Source organism: Bacillus sp. JS (genome assembly GCF_000259365.1).
Taxonomy (GTDB): domain Bacteria; phylum Bacillota; class Bacilli; order Bacillales; family Bacillaceae; genus Bacillus; species Bacillus stercoris.
This window is the reverse complement of the sequence record NC_017743.1, coordinates 135,355-156,144: the sequence shown is the minus strand read 5'-3', so window position 1 is coordinate 156,144 and position 20,790 is coordinate 135,355. Positions and strand designations below refer to the sequence as shown.

Below are 20,790 nucleotides of genomic sequence, written 5' to 3'. Positions count from 1 at the left end.
CTCTCCTTTTACCGATTATTTTGGGGTTTGGATGATGAAACAATGCCCGAATTCGGTTGGAAATTCGCCCAAATGAAGGTGTGAATCGATAAAAAGGCAGCTTTCTGAAGGGTATGGAACAAACGTTCTGTAATTAGTTATAAAAAAAGCAGCCCCTCTGACAGGTCGCTGCTTTTCATACTTTCACGCTTCTTGTTGCAGAATATGTATGGATATATTGATCTAACACAAACCCGCCTTTATCTTCATAAAAACCAGTGACGATAAAACCGGCATCTATTTGGCCTTTGATTTGGTCTTCTAAGGAATGGCCGAATTCCAGAGCCTCATTATTATCGATTAGTTTTTTCACTTTATGTTTCGGAAGATCTTCTGGGTCTGCATATGGAATGGAGTGCTTTACTTTTAAAATACCTTGCTGTTCTAATTCTACATCAAACAGAAATACGACAGGATTGACAAACCCTGAGATTAATACGCCATTTCTTTTCAATACACGGTGTGCTTCCATCCAGACCGGGAGGACATTCTCAACAAAAACATTGGCAACAGGATGTACAATGATATCAAATGATTCGTTATTAAATACACTGAGATCATCCATGCTTCCTTTGACAGTGTGTATTGTGAGACCATCTCGCTCAGCAACCATTCTATCCTGATTCAGCTGTTTTGCGGAGTTATCTAATACGGTGACATCCGCCCCCGCAGCTGCCAAAATTGGACCTTGCTGGCCGCCGCCTGATGCTAAACAGAGTATTTTCAGACCTTTGACAGGCGGAAACCAATCCTTCGGTACATCTTTCATTGGTGTTACTCTTATATCCCAATTACCTTTTTTCGCTTGTTCGATAACCTGCTGATCAACAGCAACAGTCCATTCATTGCCTGTTTCTACTTTTTTATCCCAGGCTTTGCTATTATGAGCTACTAACGCATTCATGAATCTTCTCCTTACTTTAATGTATAGAGTATAACAAATATTTCTAGATTGATAACGCTTTCCCTTTGCATATTTAGAAAAAAGTTCATAAAAACGCAAAAAAATCACAAAGGAGATATGTGATTTACGTCATTACATTTACACTTGCTTCTTTAAGTAATGTCATTAGCAAAGAGCTATTGTTCCTCTGGGCTAAGAAATAAATGAGAATCAGCAGTGACTTTAACGGATGAGAGACAGGGATAGAATGGGCTGAGCTGGCGACGTAACGATTATAAACAATGACCACATTTCTAATGATTATGAAATGAACGATATTATGATTATTACAAGTGAGACCGTTTATAAGCAAGCAATTTGTTTATAAACGTCATTCGTCCATTTTTTGTTGCGGAACTAATAAAAGAAAAAAGCTCCCAACACAAGGTCGAGAGCTTTTTTGAAAACGCAAAATTAACGTTTTGAGAACTGAGGTGCACGACGAGCGCCTTTAAGACCGTATTTTTTACGTTCTTTCATACGAGCGTCACGAGTCAGAAGACCTGCACGTTTAAGAGTTGTACGGTATTCTGGATCTGCTTCAAGCAATGCACGAGCGATACCGTGACGGATTGCTCCAGCTTGACCAGATAAGCCGCCTCCATGTACGTTTACTAAAACATCATAAGTGCCAGCTGTTTCAGTCAAAGTTAATGGTTGTTTGATATCTTCGATTAAAGCTGCAGATGGGATGTGTTCGCTGATTTCACGATTATTAACGACGATACGGCCTTCTCCTGGAACTAAACGCACACGCGCTACAGAGCTTTTACGACGGCCAGTACCGTAATATTGAACCTGTGCCAAATTGGTAACCTCCTTTTTAATTAACCGCGAAGTTCGTAAACTTCAGGTTTTTGTGCTTCGTGTGGATGCTCAGAACCACGGTATACGTTCAATTTTTTGAACATTTGACGACCTAGAGAACCTTTTGGAAGCATGCCTTTGATAGCAAGCTCAAGCATTTTCTCAGGGTAGTTTGTACGCATTTCAAGAGCAGTTCTTGATTTTAATCCGCCTGGATGTTGAGTGTGACGGTAGTAGATTTTGTCAGTTAACTTTTTACCAGTTAACTCGATTTTTTCAGCGTTGATGATGATCACATGATCTCCAGTATCAACGTGTGGTGTGTAAGTTGGTTTGTGTTTTCCGCGAAGGATAGCTGCAACTTCTGAAGAAAGACGACCTAAAGTCTTGCCAGCAGCATCAACAACTAACCACTTGCGTTCAATAGTACTTGCGTTAGCCATAGGTGTTGTACGCATTGAATTTCCCTCCTAAATGATCTGTCATTTTCAATAAACTTCGATTACGTTCTATTTCACAACACAATAAGTTCCGGGGCTTATCGTGGGGTTGAAATACATACCATATGATATCTTATAACTTTATGCAGACTCTGTCAAGAAAATATTATACACCTGGTTTAGTTGTCATAGTAAACGTTCCATAAATATAGCCCGTGCCCCGGTGCTGTGCGTCCTGCCGCTTCGCGATCCTTCGCTTCCAGCATGGATTTCACATCATCGGGAGAAATTTTTCCAATACCTGCATCAAGCAAAGTACCGACAATAATTCTGACCATATTATATAAGAAACCGCTGCCTGTGATCCGCATTTGCAGGCCGTCATCCGTCTCAGTCCAATCAAGCTCGTAAATCGTTCTTACCTTGTCCTGCACTTCTGTTTTAGCCGCGCAAAAGCTCGTAAAATCATGTGTCCCTATAAGATGCTTTGCCGCTTCTCTCATGTCCTGCACATTAAGGCGATATGAAAAATGGTAAGCGTAATGCCGTTTAAATACGTCCGGGTGTTTCTCCGTGTATACAAAATAGCGATATTCTTTTTTGACTGCGCTAAATCGTGCATGGAACCCATCATCCGTAATTTCTGCCTGTTTGACTGCGATATCGTCCGGAAGCAGTGCATTTAAGGCATAAGGCCACCTTTCCGCCGGAATAGCCAGCGGAGTGTCAAAATGAATCACCTGTCCGGCTGCGTGAACCCCGCTATCTGTTCTTCCAGACGAAACGACAGGAATTCTTTCTTTTGACTTATGCAGGACAGCCAAAGCCTTCTCAAGTTCATCCTGAACCGTTCTTTTGCCCGGCTGAACCTGATAACCGTTAAACAAATGTCCGTCATAAGAAATCGTGCATTTCAGTCTCATACAGCACCTCTAAGCCCTTAAGAAAAATAACAAAGCAGCTAATATCATCAAGCTGGCAATGACAGAAGTGTCTTTTCCTGTCCATACAAGCTTTCTATATTTCGTACGTCCTTCTCCGCCCTGATAGCCTCTTGCTTCCATTGCCACCGCAAGCTCTTCAGCACGTTTAAAAGCACTGACGAAAAGGGGGACAAGAAGCGGAACAATAGCCTTCACCCTATCTTTAACAGGTCCGCTTGTAAAATCAACGCCTCGCGCCATCTGAGCCTTCATGATCTTATCTGTTTCCTCCATCAGCGTCGGAATAAACCGCAAAGAAATGGACATCATTAGGGCCAGCTCGTGGACAGGAAGCTTTAATTTTTTCAATGGATTCAGCAGCTGCTCCATTCCATCGGTAATCTCAATCGGTGTTGTCGTAAGCGTTAATAAGGTTGTGATTAAAATAAGATAGACGAATCTAAGGGAAATGAATATCCCCTGAACCAGACCGCCCTCATAGACTTTGAAAAAACCTATTTGAAAGATAACCGATCCTTCATGTGTCATAAAAATGTGAAGAAGGAACGTAAAGAGGACAATCCAAATGATAGGCTTCAGCCCTTTCATTAAAAAAGAGAAAGGAACTCTTGTTAAAGAAACGACGCCAACTGTAAACAATCCAAGCAACGCATATGTCTGCACATTATTGGCTAAGAATACGATACAGACAAATAAAAAGATCGTAATAAGCTTTGTTCTAGGGTCAAGCCGATGCACAAGTGAGGAGCCAGGTACATACTTGCCGATAATCATGCTGTCCATCATAAGGTCTTCTCCCCCTGAAAAAGAGCACGGATTTCAGCTGCGGCATCTTCTATTGTGAGCATAGGCTCATTAAATTTCACACCTAGTGCAGCTTCAAGATGTCTTTGAAATTTTATCGTTTCAGGAAGATCCAGCCCCCAGCCAGCCATCTCTTCACCCTTTAAAAACAGTTCACGCGGACTGCCTGATGCTTGTATCGTTCCTTTATGCATAACAATCATTTCATCAGCGTAGGCAGCTGCATCCTCCATGCTGTGTGTCACAAGGATCGTCGTCAGGTTCCCACGTTGATGAAGCTCATAAAACATGTCCATAATCTCTTTTCGCCCTCTTGGGTCCAATCCTGCAGTCGGTTCATCCAGAACAAGCACCTCAGGATCCATTGCAAGTACGCCTGCAATTGCAACTCTGCGCATTTGTCCGCCGCTTAATTCAAAAGGGGATCTGTCCAGAAGCTCTTCTGATAAACCTACAAGCTTCAGCATCTCCCTCGCTTTTTGTTCAGCATCCTCTTTTTTAACCCCAAAGTTCATCGGTCCGAACGATATATCTTTAAGAACTGTTTCTTCGAATAATTGATGCTCAGGAAATTGGAAAACGATTCCGACTTTTTTACGAAGTTTTTTCAGCTCTTTATTCTTTTTCCCTGCCTGAATGACAGTGCTGCCTAGTGATAGCTGTCCCTTCGTCGGCTTCAGGAGACCATTTAAGTGCTGAAGAAGAGTGGACTTGCCAGAGCCTGTATGTCCGATAACGGCTACGTAGCTTCCTTCTTTAATCGATGCAGTGATATCATACAGTGCCAGGCGCTCGAACGGCGTCTTCATCTGATAGCGATGCTCTACATCTTTGATTGTAATGTCCATAGCTCTTTCACCAGCCCTTCCTGAGTCAAATGGTTTTCTTCCAAAGCCAGTCCATTTTCTCTTAAAAGCTGGCTAAGCTGGAATGAGAAGGGTAAATCAAGCCCGATTTGAACAAGTTCTTTATTCAATTTAAAAATCTCTTCAGGCGGCCCTTCAGCATATTTTTTACCGCCATTCATGACAATGATCCTGTCTGCTTTTGCTGCCTCATTCAGATCATGTGTAATGGATATGACAGTCGCCATTCCCTGTTCTTTTAAATGTCTTACCGTTTCAAGCACTTCTTCTCGCCCGATCGGATCAAGCATGGATGTTGCTTCATCTAAGATAATAATATCAGGACGTGCGGCAATAACTCCCGCAATCGCAACTCTCTGCTTTTGGCCTCCGGAGAGATGGTGCGGCTCTTGATCGAGAAAATCTTGCATATTTACCTGTTTTACTGCCCAGTCTACTCTCTCAATCATTTCTTCCCGCGGTACACCATTGTTTTCTAAACCAAAAGCCACATCATCGCGAACAGTCGTTCCGACAAATTGGTTATCCGGATTTTGAAAGACCATACCTATCTTCTTACGCACTTCCCAAACTGATTCCTCTGTCAATTGAATCCCGGCAACCTCAATGTCGCCTGATTCAGGAAGAATTAAACCATTCAATGCCCGTGCCAGTGTTGATTTCCCTGAACCGTTATGACCTACAATTGCAAGCCATTCACCCTCATACACCTGCAGGGAGACGCCGTCTAGTGCTCGTCTTTCTGCGTCCTTCCGATATCGAAATACGATATCCTCTACCGATATCAACTGATTCTGATTCATGGAAAACCGGCCTCCTCTCAGCTAATGCTCTGCTTGTCTCTATATAAAAAGTTGCAGTATCTAAAAAAAGGGCATAGATCCAGTTAGAAACTGTCCCGCCCTTCTTTAGACACACAAAAATATGTGATTAAACCAATTCGATAATTGCCATTGGTGCTCCGTCACCACGGCGAGGACCAAGCTTCATAATACGTGTGTATCCGCCTTGGCGCTCCTCGTAACGAGTTGCAATGTCAGAGAATAATTTTTGAAGTGCATCTTGGTTATTTTCTTCGTTTGCAACCTCGTTGCGGATGTATGCAGCAGCTTGACGGCGAGCGTGAAGATCACCGCGTTTGCCAAGCGTGATCATTTTTTCAACTACAGAGCGAAGTTCTTTCGCACGTGTTTCAGTTGTTTCGATTCTTTCGTTGATGATCAAATCAGTTGTAAGATCACGAAGCATAGCTTTACGCTGTGCACTCGTACGTCCTAGTTTTCTGTATGACATGTGATGTCCCCTCCTTTATTGGAATGCTGTTTCTGAATAATAAACACACGAAAATCCTAGTTCACAAGGGAAACTAGTCAATCGTCTTTGCGAAGTCCGAGTCCAAGTTCTTCTAGTTTCGCTTTCACTTCTTCAAGTGATTTGCGTCCTAGATTCCGAACTTTCATCATATCTTCTTCCGTCTTGTTCGCAAGCTCTTGAACCGTGTTAATACCCGCACGCTTTAAGCAGTTGTAAGAACGAACAGAAAGATCCAATTCTTCAATTGTCATTTCAAGAACTTTCTCTTTTTGATCTTCTTCTTTTTCAACCATGATTTCAGCATGTTGAGCTTCGTCAGTTAAACCAACGAATATATTAAGGTGTTCAGTTAAAATCTTTGAACCAAGCGCAATTGCTTCTTTCGGTCCAGTGCTTCCATCAGTCCAAACATCAAGTGTAAGTTTATCATAGTTTGCAACTTGGCCTACACGAGTGTTCTCTACCTGATAAGATACACGAGAAACTGGCGTATAGATAGAATCGATCGGAATCACGCCGATTGGCTGATCGTCTCTCTTGTTTGCGTCAGCAGGCGTATACCCACGTCCTCTTTGAGCAGTAAGGCGAACTCGGAAACTCGCATTCTCACCAAGAGTCGCGATATGAAGATCAGGATTTAAGATCTCTACATCACTATCGTGTGTAATATCAGCTGCCGTTACAGTTCCTTCACCCTGTACATCAATTTCTAGCGTCTTCTCTTCATCAGAGTAGATTTTCAATGCAAGCTTTTTAATGTGTAAGATAATCGTTGTAACATCTTCCACAACGCCTTCAATTGTCGAGAATTCGTGCAGTACACCATCTATCTGGATTGATGTTACAGCGGCACCAGGGAGTGAGGATAAGAGGATACGACGTAAGGAGTTACCCAGAGTTGTACCATATCCACGCTCAAGTGGCTCTACGACAAACTTACCAAATTTGGCATCGTCGCTGATTTCAACCGTTTCGATTTTTGGTTTTTCAATCTCGATCATTACTTAAAACCCTCCTTCAAAACGTCGAAACCTCGAATAGAATCATATGAGATTCCATCCGAAATTCCCCATTGTTTAGTCCCGTATGTGCTCAGGCAACGAGTCGGTGCATTCGTTTCATAAATAACTGTATCATAACCCATTATTGACAGGGACACAAAATCTATACAAACAAATTACACGCGGCGACGTTTTGGTGGACGGCATCCGTTATGAGGAACAGGAGTTACGTCTCTGATAGCAGTGACTTCTAGTCCAGCAGCTTGAAGTGCACGGATTGCAGCTTCACGGCCTGAACCAGGTCCTTTAACAGTAACCTCTAGAGTTTTAAGACCATGTTCGATTGAACCTTTAGCAGCTGTTTCTGCAGCCATTTGCGCAGCGAAAGGAGTAGATTTACGAGAACCTCTGAATCCTAAAGCTCCGGCACTAGACCAAGAAATAGCATTACCATGAGTGTCAGTGATCGTAACGATCGTGTTATTGAAAGTTGAACGAATATGAGCAATACCAGACTCAATATTCTTTTTCACGCGACGTTTACGCGTGTTAGATTTACGAGCAGCAGCCATTGTTTAAGAACCTCCCTTACTTATTTTTTCTTGTTAGCTACAGTACGACGCGGACCTTTACGAGTACGCGCATTGTTTTTAGAGTTTTGTCCGCGAACAGGTAATCCTCTGCGATGACGGATTCCGCGGTAGCTTCCGATTTCGATCAGACGTTTGATATTAAGAGAAACTTCACGGCGAAGGTCACCTTCTACTTTCAGTTTATCAATAATATCACGGATTTTACCAAGTTCTTCTTCAGTAAGATCGCGCACACGAGTATCTTCTGAAACTCCAGCTTCTTTTAAAACTTGCTGAGCCGTTGTGCGGCCAATTCCGAAGATGTATGTTAAAGAAATAACAACACGTTTGTCACGTGGGATATCTACACCAGCAATACGAGCCATTCTCTGGGCACCTCCTTATAAATTATCCTTGTTTTTGTTTATGCTTTGGATTTTCACAGATCACCATTACTTTTCCTTTTCTGCGAATAACTTTACATTTTTCGCAGATTGGTTTAACTGATGGTCTCACTTTCATGTGTTTCCAACCTCCTTCAGTTTCCGGAGTGCTTTATTTGTAACGGTACGTAATCCTGCCACGAGTTAAGTCATATGGAGATAATTCTACCGTAACTTTGTCTCCAGGTAAAATGCGAATGAAGTGCATGCGGATTTTACCAGATACATGAGCCAAAACAGTGTGGCCATTTTCAAGTTCAACTTTGAACATCGCGTTTGGCAGTGTTTCGACTATAGTACCTTCCACTTCAATTACATCGTCTTTCGCCATTCAAGTGTTCTCCCTTCATCAAATCAGTAACTTGCTTTCTGACAAATTTCAAAAGAAGTTTGTCACACGCCCTGTTTCGTTTATACTGTTCTGAACTTCCGGAGATACGCAATCATAAAGGGTTACATGATTGATATTCTTTTTCTTAGGAGAATGAAATGTACGCTTTTCTCCGTCTGCTGTTAGTACATTGATGATGGTCAAAATTCCAATGACAAGCGGCAAGATGAATTCAGTCCTGCCAATGTTCATCCAAGCTTTCTGCCCTATCAAGCCGAAAAAACATCTGTCTTCGGAAATATTTTCATCATCTAGACTCTCGTCAGTATATCAAAACCCGTTTCCGTAATCGCAATCGTATGTTCAAAATGAGCACACTTTTTCCCATCTACCGTTACAACCGTCCAGTTATCAGCCAATGTTTTCACGTAGCGGCTGCCAGCGTTCACCATAGGCTCAATAGCGAGAACCATGCCAGGTTTGAGCCGTGGTCCTTTGTTGGGCGGACCGTAATGAGGAATTTGCGGGTCCTCATGCAAGTCTTGACCAACACCATGTCCGACATACTCCCTAACAACTGAAAACTGCTCATTTTCGACATACGTTTGTATTGCGTGGGAAATATTCGACAAACGTTCACCTGGTTTTGCTTCCTGCAAGCCTTTATATAAAGACTCCTCTGTCACTTCCAGAAGTTTTTTGTCATCATCGCTGATGTTTCCTACCGGATATGTCCATGCAGAGTCACCATGATAACCACTTAATTTAGCACCGATATCAATACTGATGATGTCACCGTCCTTCAGCACCCTGCTGCCAGGAATGCCATGAACGAGTTCTTCATTAACTGATACGCAAATGCTCCCGCGAAACCCATTATACCCCTTAAAAGATGGGATTGCACCCTGCTTCTTAATAAAACGTTCGGCAATTTGATCCAATTCTTTTGTCGAGATTCCTGGTTTAATGTGCTTTTTTAACTCTTCATGAGTTAAAGCCACGATTCGCCCTGCTTCCCGCATGATACCAAGTTCACGTGGGGTTTTACAGATAATCATTTTTTTAATCCTCCAAGAAGATCCTTCACATCTGCATAAACATCTTGAATGTCCTGTTGGCCATTCACGTTTGCAAGATAACCTTTCTCTGAATAGAAATCCAGTAAAGGCTGAGTTTGCTTCATGTTTACCTCAAGCCGTTTAGAGACGGTTTCCTCATTATCATCTGCCCGTTGATAGAGTTCGCCTCCGTCTTTATCACAAATACCCGGCGTTTTCGGCGGATTAAAAACTAAATGATAGGTTGTGCCGCAAACACTGCAAATTCTGCGTCCAGTCAGACGTTCCATAAGAGCGTCTTTGTCGACTTCAATGTTAATGACATAATCAATCGGCTTGCCGTATTCCTCAAGAATTTCTTCAAGAGCTTCGGCTTGAGCGACTGTTCGCGGAAATCCGTCCAGAAGAAAACCTCTTTCACAATCATCTTTGCCAAGTCTTTCTTTTACAATTCCGATTGTGACTTCGTCAGGTACGAGCTCTCCCTTATCAATATAAGATTTTGCTTCGAGTCCGAGTGGTGTTTCTTCTTTCATAGCAGCACGGAACATATCTCCTGTTGAGATATGAGGAATCCCATAATCCTCAACAATTCGTTCGCCCTGTGTGCCTTTGCCGGCACCAGGAAGCCCCATTAAGACTAAGTTCATTCGGATTTCCCCCGTCCTCTCTTTATTAAGAGGGAATGGATAAATCCATTTCCTCTAGTTTTTCATAAATCCACGGTAGTTTCGTTTCACCAACTGGCTTTCTAGTTGTTTCATTGTCTCCAAGGCTACCCCGACAACAATTAACAAAGATGTTCCGCCAATTTGTGCACTTTGAGGCAATCCAGCGAATTGAATGAAAAAGATAGGAAGAATGGAAATCACGGCTAAGAATATAGAACCCACAAACGTAAGTCGATACAAAATGCTCGTAATTCTATCTTGAGTCATTTTCCCTGGACGAACCCCCGGGATATAGCCACCCTGTTTTTTAAGGTTATCAGCCATTTGTTCAGGGTTTACCTGCACAAAAGCATAAAAGTACGTAAAGGCAATAATCAACGCAACATATATCGCCATCCCCACCGGATGCGTATTATCAAAGTTGTTTTGAATCCACTTTGTCACATCGTTTGTTCCAAAGAATGACGCGATCGTCCGCGGCGTTATCAAAAACGCAACCGCAAAGATTACCGGAATAACCCCTGCAGGATTCACTTTCAATGGAAGGTGTGTAGACTGACCTCCGCCAGCAGGTGAACGACCTGTGCCTTTAGCATATTGAATCGCAATTTTCCGTACGGCTTGCTGAATGAAAATAACTCCAACAATAACTGCTAAAATCGCAATCACAAGAAGTGCGATTGTCACAATATGAATAAACAACTGATCGTTGCTGCCGACAAATTGAGTCTCATATATTTGCCCAATTGTTTTTGGAATACTAGACACAATCCCCGCGAAGATAATGATCGATATTCCGTTGCCTACTCCATGAGACGTAATTTGTTCCCCAAGCCACATTAAAAAGGCAGTTCCGCCAGTGAGCACTAAAGCAATAATAAGATATGTCGATACACCGGATTTTTCGATCAGCATACCGTTTGCCAGATTGTTGAATCCATAAGACATACCTAACGCCTGGATGAACCCAAGCACAATCGTAAAGTACCTTGTGAACTGAGCTAATTTACGGCGGCCAACTTCACCTTGCTTAGACCACTCGGTAAACTTCGGTACAACATCCATCTGAAGCAGCTGAATGATGATCGAAGCCGTGATATAAGGAGTAATTCCCATTGCAAAAATGGAAAATTGGTAAAGCGCACCGCCGCCAAATGTATTAAGGAGATCAAAAACACCCATTTGAGACTGTGCCTGTAACACTTCAGCGTTAACATAAGGCACAGGAATAAACGCACCTATGCGAAAGACGATAAGCATGAGTAAAGTGAATATGATTTTATTCCTGATATCACTCACACGCATAAAGTTGGAGATTGTTTTAAACAAGTTAGATCACCTCAGCTGTACCGCCAGCAGCTTCAACAGCTTCTTTCGCAGAAGCAGAGAATTTATTGGCTTTTACAGTTAATTTTTTCTCTAATTTACCGTTGCCAAGAATCTTTACTCCTGCATTAAGTTTGCTAATAACACCAGTCTCAAGAAGAAGTTCAGGAGTGACTTCCGTTCCTTCTGCAAAACCGTTCAATTTGTCTAGGTTGACTACAGTGTATTCCTTGCGGTTGATGTTAGTGAAACCGCGTTTAGGAAGACGTTGGAATAAAGGCATTTGTCCCCCCTCGAATCCAGGGCGTACACCGCCGCCAGAACGAGCGTTTTGACCTTTGTGACCTTTACCAGCTGTTTTACCGTTACCAGAACCAATACCACGACCTACGCGATTACGCGTTTTGCGTGAACCTTCTGAAGGTTTTAATTCATGAAGTTTCATTAGGACACCTCCTTATCCGATCAAATATTTTTATTGTTCTTTAACAGAAACTAAATGAGATACTTTATTAATCATGCCACGGATCGCAGCGTTGTCTTCATGAACAACAGTTTGGTTTGTTTTCTTTAAACCAAGTGTTCTTACAGTAACGCGTTGGTCTTCCGGGCGACCGATTACACTTCGTTTGAGGGTAATTTCTAATTTAGCCATTAATGTTCCCTCCTTATCCTAACAGTTCTTCTACAGATTTTCCACGAAGCTTCGCAACGTCTTCAGCACGTTTAAGTTCACTTAAACCTTGAAGTGTTGCACGAATCATGTTGATCGGTGTGTTAGAACCTAAAGACTTAGAAAGGATATCAGCTACACCAGCTAGCTCAAGTACCGCACGTACAGGGCCTCCAGCGATAACTCCAGTACCTTCAGAAGCAGGTTTTAACAAGATGTTACCTGCACCGAAACGTCCGATGATTTCGTGTGGAATTGTAGTTCCAACCATTGGTACTTCAATCAAATTCTTTTTCGCATCTTCAACAGCTTTGCGGATCGCTTCTGGTACTTCTTGTGCTTTACCAGTACCGAATCCTACGTGTCCGTTTTTGTCACCGACAACGACTAGAGCTGCGAAGCGGAAACGACGACCACCTTTAACAACTTTCGCTACGCGGTTAACCGTAACTAAGCGTTCTTCTAACTCTAATTTGCTTGGGTCAATACGACGCATAATCATGTGTCCCTCCTTCTTTTATTAAAATTTAAGTCCAGCTTCACGAGCGGCATCAGCCAAAGCTTTTACACGTCCATGGTATAAGTATCCGCCACGGTCAAATACTACGTCAGAAATGCCTTTTTCAGCAGCGCGTTTTGCAACTAATTCTCCAACTTTAGTAGCAGCAGAAGTATCTCCAGTGCTTTCAACGTTCAAGTCTTTATCGAGAGTAGATGCACTAGCAAGTGTTACACCATTTACATCATCGATGATTTGAGCGTAAATGTGCTTGTTAGAACGGAAAACGTTCAGACGCGGTCTTTCAGCAGTACCGGAAAGTTTAGCGCGAACACGAGCGTGTCTTTTAAGACGAGCAGCATTTTTGCTAGTTTTCGTAATCATCTAGGTCACTCCTTTCTTCACTTTAAGCGATCTTACTTAGCAGATTTACCTTCTTTACGGCGAACAACTTCACCTTCGTAGCGGATTCCTTTACCTTTGTAAGGCTCTGGAGAACGTACAGCGCGGATGTTAGCAGCAATAGCTCCTACACGTTCTTTGTCTGTACCTTTTACAACTACTTTAGTTTGAGAAGGGACTTCGATTTCGATACCTTCTTCAGGAACGATCTCAACAGGATGAGAGTATCCAACGTTTAAAACAAGTTTATTTCCGGATTTAGAAGCACGGTAACCGACACCGACTAATTCCAAACCTCTTTCAAATCCTTTAGATACACCCTCAACCATGTTGCCAAGCAGACTGCGAGTCGTACCATGCAGGGCACGGTGCTCTTTTTGATCAGAAGGACGAACGACTGTAAGCACATTGTCCTCTACTTTAATCTCCATATCAGGGTGAAACGTACGAGTTAATTCTCCTTTTGGTCCTTTCACAGCTACAGTGTTGTTATCATTTAACGTTACTGTAACATCAGAAGGAATCTCAAGTAGCTTCTTACCTACACGAGACATACCAAACACCTCCATTCATGTTAAACTTCTTACCAAACGTATGCTAGAACTTCTCCACCAGCTTGTTTTGCACGGGCTTCTTTGTCCGTTAAAACACCTTGTGATGTAGAAATAATCGCGATTCCAAGACCGTTAAGTACGCGAGGTACTTCATTAGATTTAGCATAAACACGCAAACCAGGCTTGCTGATTCTTTTAAGACCAGTGATAACGCGCTCGTTGTTTTGTCCGTATTTCAAGAAAACGCGGATGATACCTTGTTTGCTGTCTTCTACGAACTCAACGTCACGAATGAAACCTTCACGCTTTAAAATTTCAGCAATTTCTCTTTTCAATTTAGAAGCAGGAATTTCAAGCTTCTCATGACGTACCATGTTTGCATTGCGAATACGAGTTAGCATATCTGCAATTGGATCTGTCATAACCATTATATAATTACCTCCTTCCCTTTCTTGGGGATTACCAGCTGGCTTTTTTCACGCCAGGAATTTGTCCTTTATATGCAAGCTCACGGAAACAAATACGGCAAAGTTTAAATTTACGAATGACTGAATGCGGACGTCCGCAGCGTTCACAGCGTGTGTACTCTTGTACTTTAAACTTTGGTGTACGTTGTTGTTTCGCAATCATAGACTTTTTAGCCACGATTTCGCCTCCCTTTCATTGATTATTTCTGGAACGGCATACCTACTTGAGTTAATAGCTCACGAGCTTCTTCGTCAGTATTAGCAGTTGTTACGATAACGATGTCCATTCCTCGAACCTTTGTTACTTTATCGTAGTCAATTTCAGGGAAGATTAACTGTTCTTTAATACCAAGTGTGTAGTTACCGCGACCGTCGAAAGATTTTTTAGAAACCCCGCGGAAGTCACGTACACGCGGTAAAGATACAGAAATAAGTTTATCAAGGAAATCATACATGCGCTCTCCGCGAAGAGTTACTTTCGCACCGATAGGCATTCCCTCACGAAGACGGAATCCAGCAATTGATTTCTTCGCACGAGTAACGACAGGTTTTTGACCTGCGATAAACGTTAATTCTTCAACAGCACTGTCGATTGCTTTTGCGTTTTGAACAGCGTCACCAACACCCATGTTGATTACGATTTTTTCGATTTTAGGCACTTGCATGACTGAATCATAGTTGAACTTAGTCATTAAAGCAGGTGCAATTTCTTTATTGTACTTTTCTTTAAGGCGGTTCATGAGATAGACCTCCCTTCCTTTTAATACTATTTATCTAGAACTTGCCCAGATTTTTTTGCAACACGAACTTTTTTGCCATCTTCCACTTTGTATCCTACGCGAGTCACTTCACCTGTTTTAGGATCGAGCGGCATAACGTTTGATACATGAATTGGCGCCTCTTGATTAGAAATACCGCCTTGAGGGTTAGCTTGAGTTGGTTTAGAGTGTTTCTTTACCATGTTAACACCTTCAACTAAAACGCGGTCCTTTTTAGGGAAAGCAGCAAGGATTGTTCCTTGTTTGCCTTTATCTTTACCAGAGATAACCATAACTTTATCGCCTTTTTTTACATGCATCCTGATCGCACCTCCTTGAGTAAGGCATTTATTTCATTAGATAACTTCTGGAGCTAGAGAAACAATTTTCATAAAGTTGTTTTCACGCAATTCACGAGCAACTGGTCCGAAGATACGAGTTCCGCGTGGGCTCTTGTCGTCACGGATGATAACACATGCATTCTCATCGAAGCTGATGTATGAACCATCACTTCTGCGCGCTCCGCTTTTAGTGCGAACGATAACAGCTTTTACGACTTCACCTTTTTTGACAACGCCTCCTGGTGTTGCTTGTTTAACCGTGCAAACAATTACATCACCAATGTTAGCTGTTTTACGTCCAGAACCACCAAGAACTTTAATAGTAAGTACTTCACGTGCGCCAGAGTTGTCAGCTACTTTTAAACGAGTCTCTTGTTGAATCATTATTTGTTACCTCCCTTCGGAAAAAGAATTCCGAACTTTATTAGATAATAACAGCTTCTTCGACAACTTCAACTAGACGGAAACGCTTAGTTGCAGACAATGGACGAGTTTCCATAATCTTAACGATGTCACCGATTTTAGCTTGATTATTTTCATCATGTGCTTTGAATTTTTTTGAGTATTTTACGCGTTTACCGTAAAGTGTATGTTTTTTGTATGTCTCAACAACAACAGTGATGGTTTTATCCATTTTGTCAGAAACAACACGGCCTTGGTAAACCTTGCGTTGGTTACGTTCGCTCATGCTCACGACCTCCCCTCAGTGATTATTTATTAGCAGCAATTTCTCTTTCACGAATCACAGTTTTCATGCGCGCGATAGCTTTGCGCACTTCACGAATGCGAGCAGTATTTTCAAGTTGTCCTGTCGCTAATTGAAAGCGAAGATTGAAAAGTTCTTCTTTAAGAGACTTTACTTTTTGTTCAATTTCAGCAGTGGTAAGGTCACGAATTTCATTAGCTTTCATTTGATTCACCACCAATTTCTTCACGTTTTACGAACTTCGTTTTAATTGGCAATTTGTGAGATGCAAGACGAAGCGCTTCACGAGCAACCTCTTCAGACACACCAGAAATCTCAAATAAAACTTTGCCCGGTTTTACAACAGCTACCCAACCTTCTGGAGCCCCTTTACCGGATCCCATACGTACCTCAAGTGGTTTAGCAGTGTAAGGTTTAGAAGGGAAAATTTTGATCCAAACTTTACCGCCACGTTTCATGTAACGAGTCATCGCAATACGTGCAGCTTCGATTTGACGGTTAGTGATCCAAGAAGCTTCAAGAGCTTGGATACCGAATTCACCGAAATGTACTTCAGTACCGCCTTTCGCACGGCCACGCATTTTTCCGCGATGCTCTCTGCGATATTTAACGCGTTTTGGTAATAACATATTATTTTCCTCCTTCCTCAGTTTTCTTCTTAGTAGGAAGAACCTCTCCACGATAGATCCAGACTTTCACACCAAGCTTACCGTAAGTAGTATCAGCTTCAGATGTTGCATAGTCAATGTCCGCACGTAATGTGTGCAATGGAACAGTTCCTTCACTGTAGTATTCAGAACGAGCGATATCTGCACCGCCAAGACGACCAGAAACCATTGTTTTCACACCTTGTGCTCCAGCACGCATAGTACGTTGAATTTGTTGTTTCTGCGCACGGCGGAAAGAAACACGGTTTTCTAATTGACGAGCGATGTTGTCAGCAACTAGCTGTGCATCAAGATCTGCTCTTTTGATTTCAAGAATGTTAATGTGTACACGCTTGCCAGTAAGGCTGTTAAGGGCTTTGCGAAGTGCTTCGACTTCAGAACCGCCTTTACCGATAACCATACCAGGCTTAGCTGTGTGGATCGTAATGTTAACGCGGTTTGCTGCACGCTCGATTTCTACTTTAGAAACAGAAGCGTCAGAAAGGCGTTTGCTAATGTATTCACGAATTTTTAAATCTTCGTGCAGGAAGTCAGCGTAATCTTTACCAGCGTACCACTTAGATTCCCAATCACGAATGACTCCGATACGAAGACCGACTGGATTTACCTTTTGACCCACTACTTATCCCTCCTTCTTTTCTGATACAACGATTGTAATGTGGCTCGTACGTTTGTTGATTTGGCTCGCACGTCCCATAGCACGTGGGCGGAATCTTTTTAACGTAGGGCCTTCGTCAACGAATGCTTGAGAAATAACCAGGTTGTTAACGTCCATTTCATAGTTATGCTCAGCATTTGCAATAGCGGATTTTAATACTTTCTCGATAATTGGAGAAGCAGCTCTTGGTGTAAGGTTCAAGATTGATACTGCCTCACCTACTTGCTTGCCTCGAATCAGGTCCATTACTAGACGTGCTTTACGAGGAGCAATACGGACTGTTCTTGCAACAGCTTTAGCTTGCATTTAAAAGCCTCCTCTCTTAGCGTCTTGTTTTTTTGTCATCACTAGCATGACCTTTGTACGTACGAGTTGGAGCGAATTCACCCAACTTGTGCCCTACCATATCTTCAGAGATGAATACAGGCACGTGTTTACGTCCGTCATAGACTGCGATTGTGTGACCAATAAACTGTGGGAAAATAGTAGAACGACGAGACCAAGTTTTTACGACTTGTTTCTTGTCTGTTTCATTTAATTTCTCGATTTTAGTCATCAAGTGTCCATCGACAAATGGTCCTTTTTTTAAGCTGCGAGCCATTTTGGAACCTCCCTTCGTGATTGCACTACGGTCCGAAAAGAACCGTAGACAACCCCGTTATTTATTTTTACGACGACGTACGATAAATTTATCGGATTTGTTCTTTTTCTTACGAGTCTTGAATCCAAGAGTTGGTTTACCCCATGGAGACATTGGTGATTTACGTCCGATTGGCGCACGTCCTTCACCACCACCGTGTGGGTGATCGTTAGGGTTCATTACAGAACCACGAACTGTAGGACGGATGCCTTTCCAGCGAGAACGTCCAGCTTTACCAATGTTGATAAGTTCGTGCTGTTCGTTACCTACTTGACCGATAGAAGCACGGCAAGCAGAAAGGATCATGCGAACTTCACCAGAGTTAAGACGTACAAGAACGTATTTACCTTCTTTACCAAGAACCTGAGCAGATGTACCAGCTGAACGTACAAGCTGTCCGCCTTTACCAGGTTTTAATTCAATGTTATGCACAACTGTACCAACAGGGATGTTGATAAGTGGAAGTGCATTACCTACTTTAATGTCAGCTTCAGGACCTGACATGATTTCAGTACCCACTTGAATTCCTTTAGGAGCAAGAATGTAACGTTTTTCTCCGTCTGCATAGTTGATTAGAGCGATGTTAGCTGAACGGTTTGGATCGTATTCAACTGTAGCAACGCGTCCAGGTATACCATCTTTATCGCGTTTGAAGTCGATAACACGGTATTGGCGTTTATGTCCGCCACCTTGGTGACGTACAGTCAATTTACCTTGGTTGTTACGTCCGCCTTTTTTGTGAAGGGGAGCAAGCAAGGATTTTTCCGGCTTGTCAGTCGTGATTTCAGCAAAATCTGAAGTTGTCATGCCACGACGTCCATTAGAGGTCGGTTTATACTTTTTAATCGCCATTTTGAATTTCCCTCCTTCTTTTTACAGATAATTAAGCTTCAAAAATTTCGATTTCTTTGCTGTCTGCAGTAAGTTTTACGATCGCTTTTCTGCGACGGCTAGTCATACCAGTGTAGCGTCCAACACGTTTTGATTTACCTTTGTAGTTCATGATGTTGACTTTGTCAACTTTCACTCCAAAGATGCTTTCAACCGCGTCTTTCACTTCTGTTTTGTTAGCTCTTACATCAACTTCAAAAGTATATTTCTTTTCAGTCATTAAATCAGCAGAACGTTCAGTAATGACGGGGCGCTTTAGAACATCACGAGGATCTTTCATTATGCAAGCACCTCCTCTACTTTTTCAACCGCTGCTTTTGTAATCAGAAGCTTCTCGTGGTTGACAACGTCTAAAACGTTGATTCCGTTAGCTTCAACAACAGTAACTCCAGGAATGTTACGAGCAGATAAAGCTACTGCTTCGTTTGCATCCGCAGTTACGATTAAAGCTTTTTTCTCAACAGATAATCCTTTAAGGATAGCTGCCATTTCTTTTGTTTTAGCCGTATCAAGAGTAAGATCTTCAAGAACGATGATGTTGTTGTCGTTCACTTTAGAAGACAATACTGATTTGATTGCCAAGCGGCGAACTTTTTTAGGTAATTTATAAGAATAGCTGCGTGGTGTTGGGCCGAATACGACACCACCTCCGCGCCATTGCGGTGAACGGATTGAACCTTGACGGGCACGTCCAGTACCTTTTTGACGCCATGGTTTACGACCTCCGCCGCGTACTTCAGAACGATTTTTTACTTTGTGAGTTCCTTGACGTAAGGAAGCTCTTTGCATAAGAATAGCGTCGAATACAACACTCTCATTTGGTTCGATACCAAATACAGAAGCATTTAATTCGATGTCACCAGCAGTAGAACCGTTTTGGTTGTATAATGCTACTTTTGGCATGATCAATTTCCTCCTTTCCTAAGAGAGTTATTTAGATTTAACAGCACTTTTAACAGTGATTAAAGTTTTCTTCGCACCAGGTACGTTACCTTTGATCAAAAGAAGATTGCGTTCTGCATCAACTTTTACGATTTCAAGGTTTTGAACAGTGATTTGCTCTCCGCCCATACGTCCAGGTAATAATTTACCTTTGAATACACGGTTAGGATCTACAGGTCCCATTGAACCAGGACGACGGTGGTAGCGTGAACCGTGAGACATAGGTCCGCGAGATTGTCCGTGGCGCTTGATCGCACCTTGGAAACCTTTACCTTTAGATACTCCTGTTACATCTACGATTTCTCCAGCAGAGAAAATTTCAACCTTGACTTCCTGACCAACTTCATACGCATCCATTTCCACTCCGCGTAATTCTTTAACGAAGCGCTTAGGAGCAGTTTCCGCTTTTGCAACGTGCCCTTTTTCAGGTTTGTTAGAAAGCTTTTCACGCTTGTCGTCAAAACCAAGCTGGATTGCTTCGTAACCGTCGTTTTCAGCTGTTTTCTTTTGAAGAACAACGTTTGGAGCAGCCTCGATAACAGTTACCGGAATAAGATCACCGTTCTCAGCGAATACTTGCGTCATACCAATTTTTCTTCCTAAGATTCCTTTGGTCATTCGTCACACCTCCTATTAAGATCATTCTATATTTTAGAATTAAAGTTTAATTTCGATATCGACACCAGATGGTAAGTCTAATCGCATAAGAGCATCAACAGTTTGTGGTGTTGGGTTCACAATGTCGATTAAACGTTTATGTGTACGCATTTCAAATTGCTCACGAGAATCTTTGTATTTGTGCACCGCACGAAGGATTGTGTAAACTGATTTTTCAGTTGGCAACGGAATCGGACCAGATACGCTGGCACCAGAACGTTTTGCCGTTTCAACAATCTTCTCTGCAGATTGATCAAGGATTCTATGATCATATGCTTTCAAACGAATACGAATTTTTTGTTTTGCCATTATTTTCCCTCCTTTTCGCCTACATCACGTTAGACAGTTCTCCGTGAGAAAAACCTGAACACCTTG

The 20,790-nt window shown here is 42.2% G+C and carries 38 protein-coding genes; all 38 read right to left on the bottom strand.

Annotated elements, in window-relative coordinates:
- Positions 1-175: 175 nt before the first annotated feature.
- Positions 176-943: a class I SAM-dependent methyltransferase gene (locus MY9_RS00915; RefSeq protein ID WP_014662542.1), complete on the bottom strand. Its 768-nt coding sequence runs from the start codon at positions 941-943 to the stop codon at positions 176-178.
- Between the two features lie 453 nt (positions 944-1,396).
- Complete coding sequence (gene rpsI, locus MY9_RS00910) at positions 1,397-1,789, bottom strand: 30S ribosomal protein S9 (RefSeq protein ID WP_004399691.1); 393 nt, start codon at positions 1,787-1,789, stop codon at positions 1,397-1,399.
- Between the two features lie 20 nt (positions 1,790-1,809).
- Positions 1,810-2,247, bottom strand: a complete 438-nt coding sequence (gene rplM / locus MY9_RS00905) for a 50S ribosomal protein L13 (protein ID WP_003241966.1) — start codon at positions 2,245-2,247, stop codon at positions 1,810-1,812.
- 161 nt (positions 2,248-2,408) lie between these two features.
- Positions 2,409-3,152: a tRNA pseudouridine(38-40) synthase TruA gene (truA, locus tag MY9_RS00900; RefSeq protein WP_014662541.1), complete on the bottom strand. Its 744-nt coding sequence runs from the start codon at positions 3,150-3,152 to the stop codon at positions 2,409-2,411.
- A 9-nt stretch (positions 3,153-3,161) separates the two neighbouring features.
- Positions 3,162-3,959 carry an energy-coupling factor transporter transmembrane component T family protein gene (locus MY9_RS00895; protein WP_014662540.1) on the bottom strand — a complete coding sequence of 266 codons (798 nt, stop codon included), beginning with the start codon at positions 3,957-3,959 and terminating at the stop codon, positions 3,162-3,164.
- Positions 3,956-4,825: an energy-coupling factor ABC transporter ATP-binding protein gene (locus MY9_RS00890; protein ID WP_014662539.1), complete on the bottom strand. Its 870-nt coding sequence runs from the start codon at positions 4,823-4,825 to the stop codon at positions 3,956-3,958. The genes MY9_RS00895 and MY9_RS00890 overlap by 4 nt, the downstream gene beginning before the upstream one ends.
- Complete coding sequence (locus MY9_RS00885) at positions 4,801-5,646, bottom strand: energy-coupling factor ABC transporter ATP-binding protein (RefSeq protein ID WP_014662538.1); 846 nt, start codon at positions 5,644-5,646, stop codon at positions 4,801-4,803. The genes MY9_RS00890 and MY9_RS00885 overlap by 25 nt, the downstream gene beginning before the upstream one ends.
- 127 nt (positions 5,647-5,773) lie before the next feature.
- A complete protein-coding gene (gene rplQ, locus MY9_RS00880; protein WP_003225836.1) occupies positions 5,774-6,136 on the bottom strand; it encodes a 50S ribosomal protein L17 in 363 nt (120 codons plus the stop codon).
- Positions 6,137-6,213: 77 nt separating this feature from the next.
- Positions 6,214-7,158 carry a DNA-directed RNA polymerase subunit alpha gene (locus tag MY9_RS00875; protein ID WP_003225835.1) on the bottom strand — a complete coding sequence of 315 codons (945 nt, stop codon included), beginning with the start codon at positions 7,156-7,158 and terminating at the stop codon, positions 6,214-6,216.
- A gap of 176 nt (positions 7,159-7,334) precedes the next feature.
- Complete coding sequence (gene rpsK, locus MY9_RS00870; protein ID WP_009966385.1) at positions 7,335-7,730, bottom strand: 30S ribosomal protein S11; 396 nt, start codon at positions 7,728-7,730, stop codon at positions 7,335-7,337.
- A gap of 20 nt (positions 7,731-7,750) precedes the next feature.
- The gene (gene rpsM / locus MY9_RS00865; RefSeq protein ID WP_003235095.1) at positions 7,751-8,116 is read right to left on the bottom strand and encodes a 30S ribosomal protein S13; all 366 of its coding nucleotides are present in this window, start codon (positions 8,114-8,116) and stop codon (positions 7,751-7,753) included.
- Positions 8,117-8,138: 22 nt separating this feature from the next.
- A complete protein-coding gene (gene rpmJ, locus MY9_RS00860) occupies positions 8,139-8,252 on the bottom strand; it encodes a 50S ribosomal protein L36 (RefSeq protein ID WP_003156543.1) in 114 nt (37 codons plus the stop codon).
- A 33-nt stretch (positions 8,253-8,285) separates the two neighbouring features.
- On the bottom strand, positions 8,286-8,504 hold the full coding sequence (gene infA / locus MY9_RS00855; protein WP_003156508.1) for a translation initiation factor IF-1: 219 nt from the start codon (positions 8,502-8,504) through the stop codon (positions 8,286-8,288).
- Positions 8,505-8,552: 48 nt separating this feature from the next.
- Entirely contained in the window at positions 8,553-8,756 is a 204-nt protein-coding gene (locus MY9_RS00850) for a ribosome-binding protein (RefSeq protein ID WP_014662537.1), read from the bottom strand.
- A 59-nt stretch (positions 8,757-8,815) separates the two neighbouring features.
- On the bottom strand, positions 8,816-9,562 hold the full coding sequence (gene map, locus MY9_RS00845; protein ID WP_014662536.1) for a type I methionyl aminopeptidase: 747 nt from the start codon (positions 9,560-9,562) through the stop codon (positions 8,816-8,818).
- On the bottom strand, positions 9,559-10,212 hold the full coding sequence (locus MY9_RS00840; RefSeq protein ID WP_003241987.1) for an adenylate kinase: 654 nt from the start codon (positions 10,210-10,212) through the stop codon (positions 9,559-9,561). Before MY9_RS00840 ends, map begins: the two co-directional genes overlap by 4 nt.
- Positions 10,213-10,266: 54 nt before the next feature.
- A complete protein-coding gene (gene secY / locus MY9_RS00835; RefSeq protein ID WP_014662535.1) occupies positions 10,267-11,562 on the bottom strand; it encodes a preprotein translocase subunit SecY in 1,296 nt (431 codons plus the stop codon).
- 1 nt (position 11,563) lies between these two features.
- A complete protein-coding gene (gene rplO, locus MY9_RS00830) occupies positions 11,564-12,004 on the bottom strand; it encodes a 50S ribosomal protein L15 (protein WP_014662534.1) in 441 nt (146 codons plus the stop codon).
- 30 nt (positions 12,005-12,034) lie between these two features.
- Positions 12,035-12,214, bottom strand: a complete 180-nt coding sequence (gene rpmD, locus MY9_RS00825) for a 50S ribosomal protein L30 (protein WP_003156497.1) — start codon at positions 12,212-12,214, stop codon at positions 12,035-12,037.
- Positions 12,215-12,227: 13 nt separating this feature from the next.
- Positions 12,228-12,728 carry a 30S ribosomal protein S5 gene (gene rpsE, locus MY9_RS00820; RefSeq protein ID WP_003328273.1) on the bottom strand — a complete coding sequence of 167 codons (501 nt, stop codon included), beginning with the start codon at positions 12,726-12,728 and terminating at the stop codon, positions 12,228-12,230.
- 24 nt (positions 12,729-12,752) lie between these two features.
- Entirely contained in the window at positions 12,753-13,115 is a 363-nt protein-coding gene (rplR, locus tag MY9_RS00815; protein ID WP_003225816.1) for a 50S ribosomal protein L18, read from the bottom strand.
- A gap of 32 nt (positions 13,116-13,147) precedes the next feature.
- Positions 13,148-13,687 (bottom strand): 50S ribosomal protein L6, encoded by a 540-nt coding sequence (gene rplF / locus MY9_RS00810; protein WP_014662533.1) that lies wholly within the window; start codon positions 13,685-13,687, stop codon positions 13,148-13,150.
- A gap of 29 nt (positions 13,688-13,716) precedes the next feature.
- Complete coding sequence (gene rpsH / locus MY9_RS00805) at positions 13,717-14,115, bottom strand: 30S ribosomal protein S8 (protein ID WP_003241998.1); 399 nt, start codon at positions 14,113-14,115, stop codon at positions 13,717-13,719.
- Between the two features lie 31 nt (positions 14,116-14,146).
- Entirely contained in the window at positions 14,147-14,332 is a 186-nt protein-coding gene (gene rpsN / locus MY9_RS00800; protein WP_003156488.1) for a 30S ribosomal protein S14, read from the bottom strand.
- 22 nt (positions 14,333-14,354) lie between these two features.
- Positions 14,355-14,894 carry a 50S ribosomal protein L5 gene (gene rplE, locus MY9_RS00795; protein ID WP_003225809.1) on the bottom strand — a complete coding sequence of 180 codons (540 nt, stop codon included), beginning with the start codon at positions 14,892-14,894 and terminating at the stop codon, positions 14,355-14,357.
- A 26-nt stretch (positions 14,895-14,920) separates the two neighbouring features.
- A complete protein-coding gene (gene rplX, locus MY9_RS00790) occupies positions 14,921-15,232 on the bottom strand; it encodes a 50S ribosomal protein L24 (RefSeq protein ID WP_003156486.1) in 312 nt (103 codons plus the stop codon).
- 36 nt (positions 15,233-15,268) lie between these two features.
- The gene (gene rplN, locus MY9_RS00785) at positions 15,269-15,637 is read right to left on the bottom strand and encodes a 50S ribosomal protein L14 (protein ID WP_003225805.1); all 369 of its coding nucleotides are present in this window, start codon (positions 15,635-15,637) and stop codon (positions 15,269-15,271) included.
- Positions 15,638-15,677: 40 nt separating this feature from the next.
- The gene (gene rpsQ / locus MY9_RS00780) at positions 15,678-15,941 is read right to left on the bottom strand and encodes a 30S ribosomal protein S17 (protein WP_003225804.1); all 264 of its coding nucleotides are present in this window, start codon (positions 15,939-15,941) and stop codon (positions 15,678-15,680) included.
- A 22-nt stretch (positions 15,942-15,963) separates the two neighbouring features.
- Positions 15,964-16,164: a 50S ribosomal protein L29 gene (gene rpmC / locus MY9_RS00775; protein ID WP_003156482.1), complete on the bottom strand. Its 201-nt coding sequence runs from the start codon at positions 16,162-16,164 to the stop codon at positions 15,964-15,966.
- Positions 16,154-16,588: a 50S ribosomal protein L16 gene (gene rplP / locus MY9_RS00770; protein WP_003225801.1), complete on the bottom strand. Its 435-nt coding sequence runs from the start codon at positions 16,586-16,588 to the stop codon at positions 16,154-16,156. The genes rpmC and rplP overlap by 11 nt, the downstream gene beginning before the upstream one ends.
- A gap of 1 nt (position 16,589) precedes the next feature.
- A complete protein-coding gene (gene rpsC, locus MY9_RS00765) occupies positions 16,590-17,246 on the bottom strand; it encodes a 30S ribosomal protein S3 (protein WP_003242001.1) in 657 nt (218 codons plus the stop codon).
- A gap of 3 nt (positions 17,247-17,249) precedes the next feature.
- A complete protein-coding gene (gene rplV, locus MY9_RS00760) occupies positions 17,250-17,591 on the bottom strand; it encodes a 50S ribosomal protein L22 (RefSeq protein WP_014662532.1) in 342 nt (113 codons plus the stop codon).
- A gap of 16 nt (positions 17,592-17,607) precedes the next feature.
- A complete protein-coding gene (gene rpsS / locus MY9_RS00755; RefSeq protein WP_003156472.1) occupies positions 17,608-17,886 on the bottom strand; it encodes a 30S ribosomal protein S19 in 279 nt (92 codons plus the stop codon).
- Between the two features lie 57 nt (positions 17,887-17,943).
- Complete coding sequence (rplB, locus tag MY9_RS00750) at positions 17,944-18,777, bottom strand: 50S ribosomal protein L2 (RefSeq protein ID WP_003225795.1); 834 nt, start codon at positions 18,775-18,777, stop codon at positions 17,944-17,946.
- 31 nt (positions 18,778-18,808) lie between these two features.
- On the bottom strand, positions 18,809-19,096 hold the full coding sequence (rplW, locus tag MY9_RS00745) for a 50S ribosomal protein L23 (RefSeq protein WP_003156467.1): 288 nt from the start codon (positions 19,094-19,096) through the stop codon (positions 18,809-18,811).
- On the bottom strand, positions 19,096-19,719 hold the full coding sequence (gene rplD / locus MY9_RS00740) for a 50S ribosomal protein L4 (RefSeq protein ID WP_003225792.1): 624 nt from the start codon (positions 19,717-19,719) through the stop codon (positions 19,096-19,098). Before rplD ends, rplW begins: the two co-directional genes overlap by 1 nt.
- Before the next feature lie 27 nt (positions 19,720-19,746).
- On the bottom strand, positions 19,747-20,376 hold the full coding sequence (rplC, locus tag MY9_RS00735) for a 50S ribosomal protein L3 (RefSeq protein ID WP_014662531.1): 630 nt from the start codon (positions 20,374-20,376) through the stop codon (positions 19,747-19,749).
- Between the two features lie 39 nt (positions 20,377-20,415).
- Complete coding sequence (gene rpsJ / locus MY9_RS00730) at positions 20,416-20,724, bottom strand: 30S ribosomal protein S10 (protein WP_003156464.1); 309 nt, start codon at positions 20,722-20,724, stop codon at positions 20,416-20,418.
- Positions 20,725-20,790: the final 66 nt, after the last annotated feature.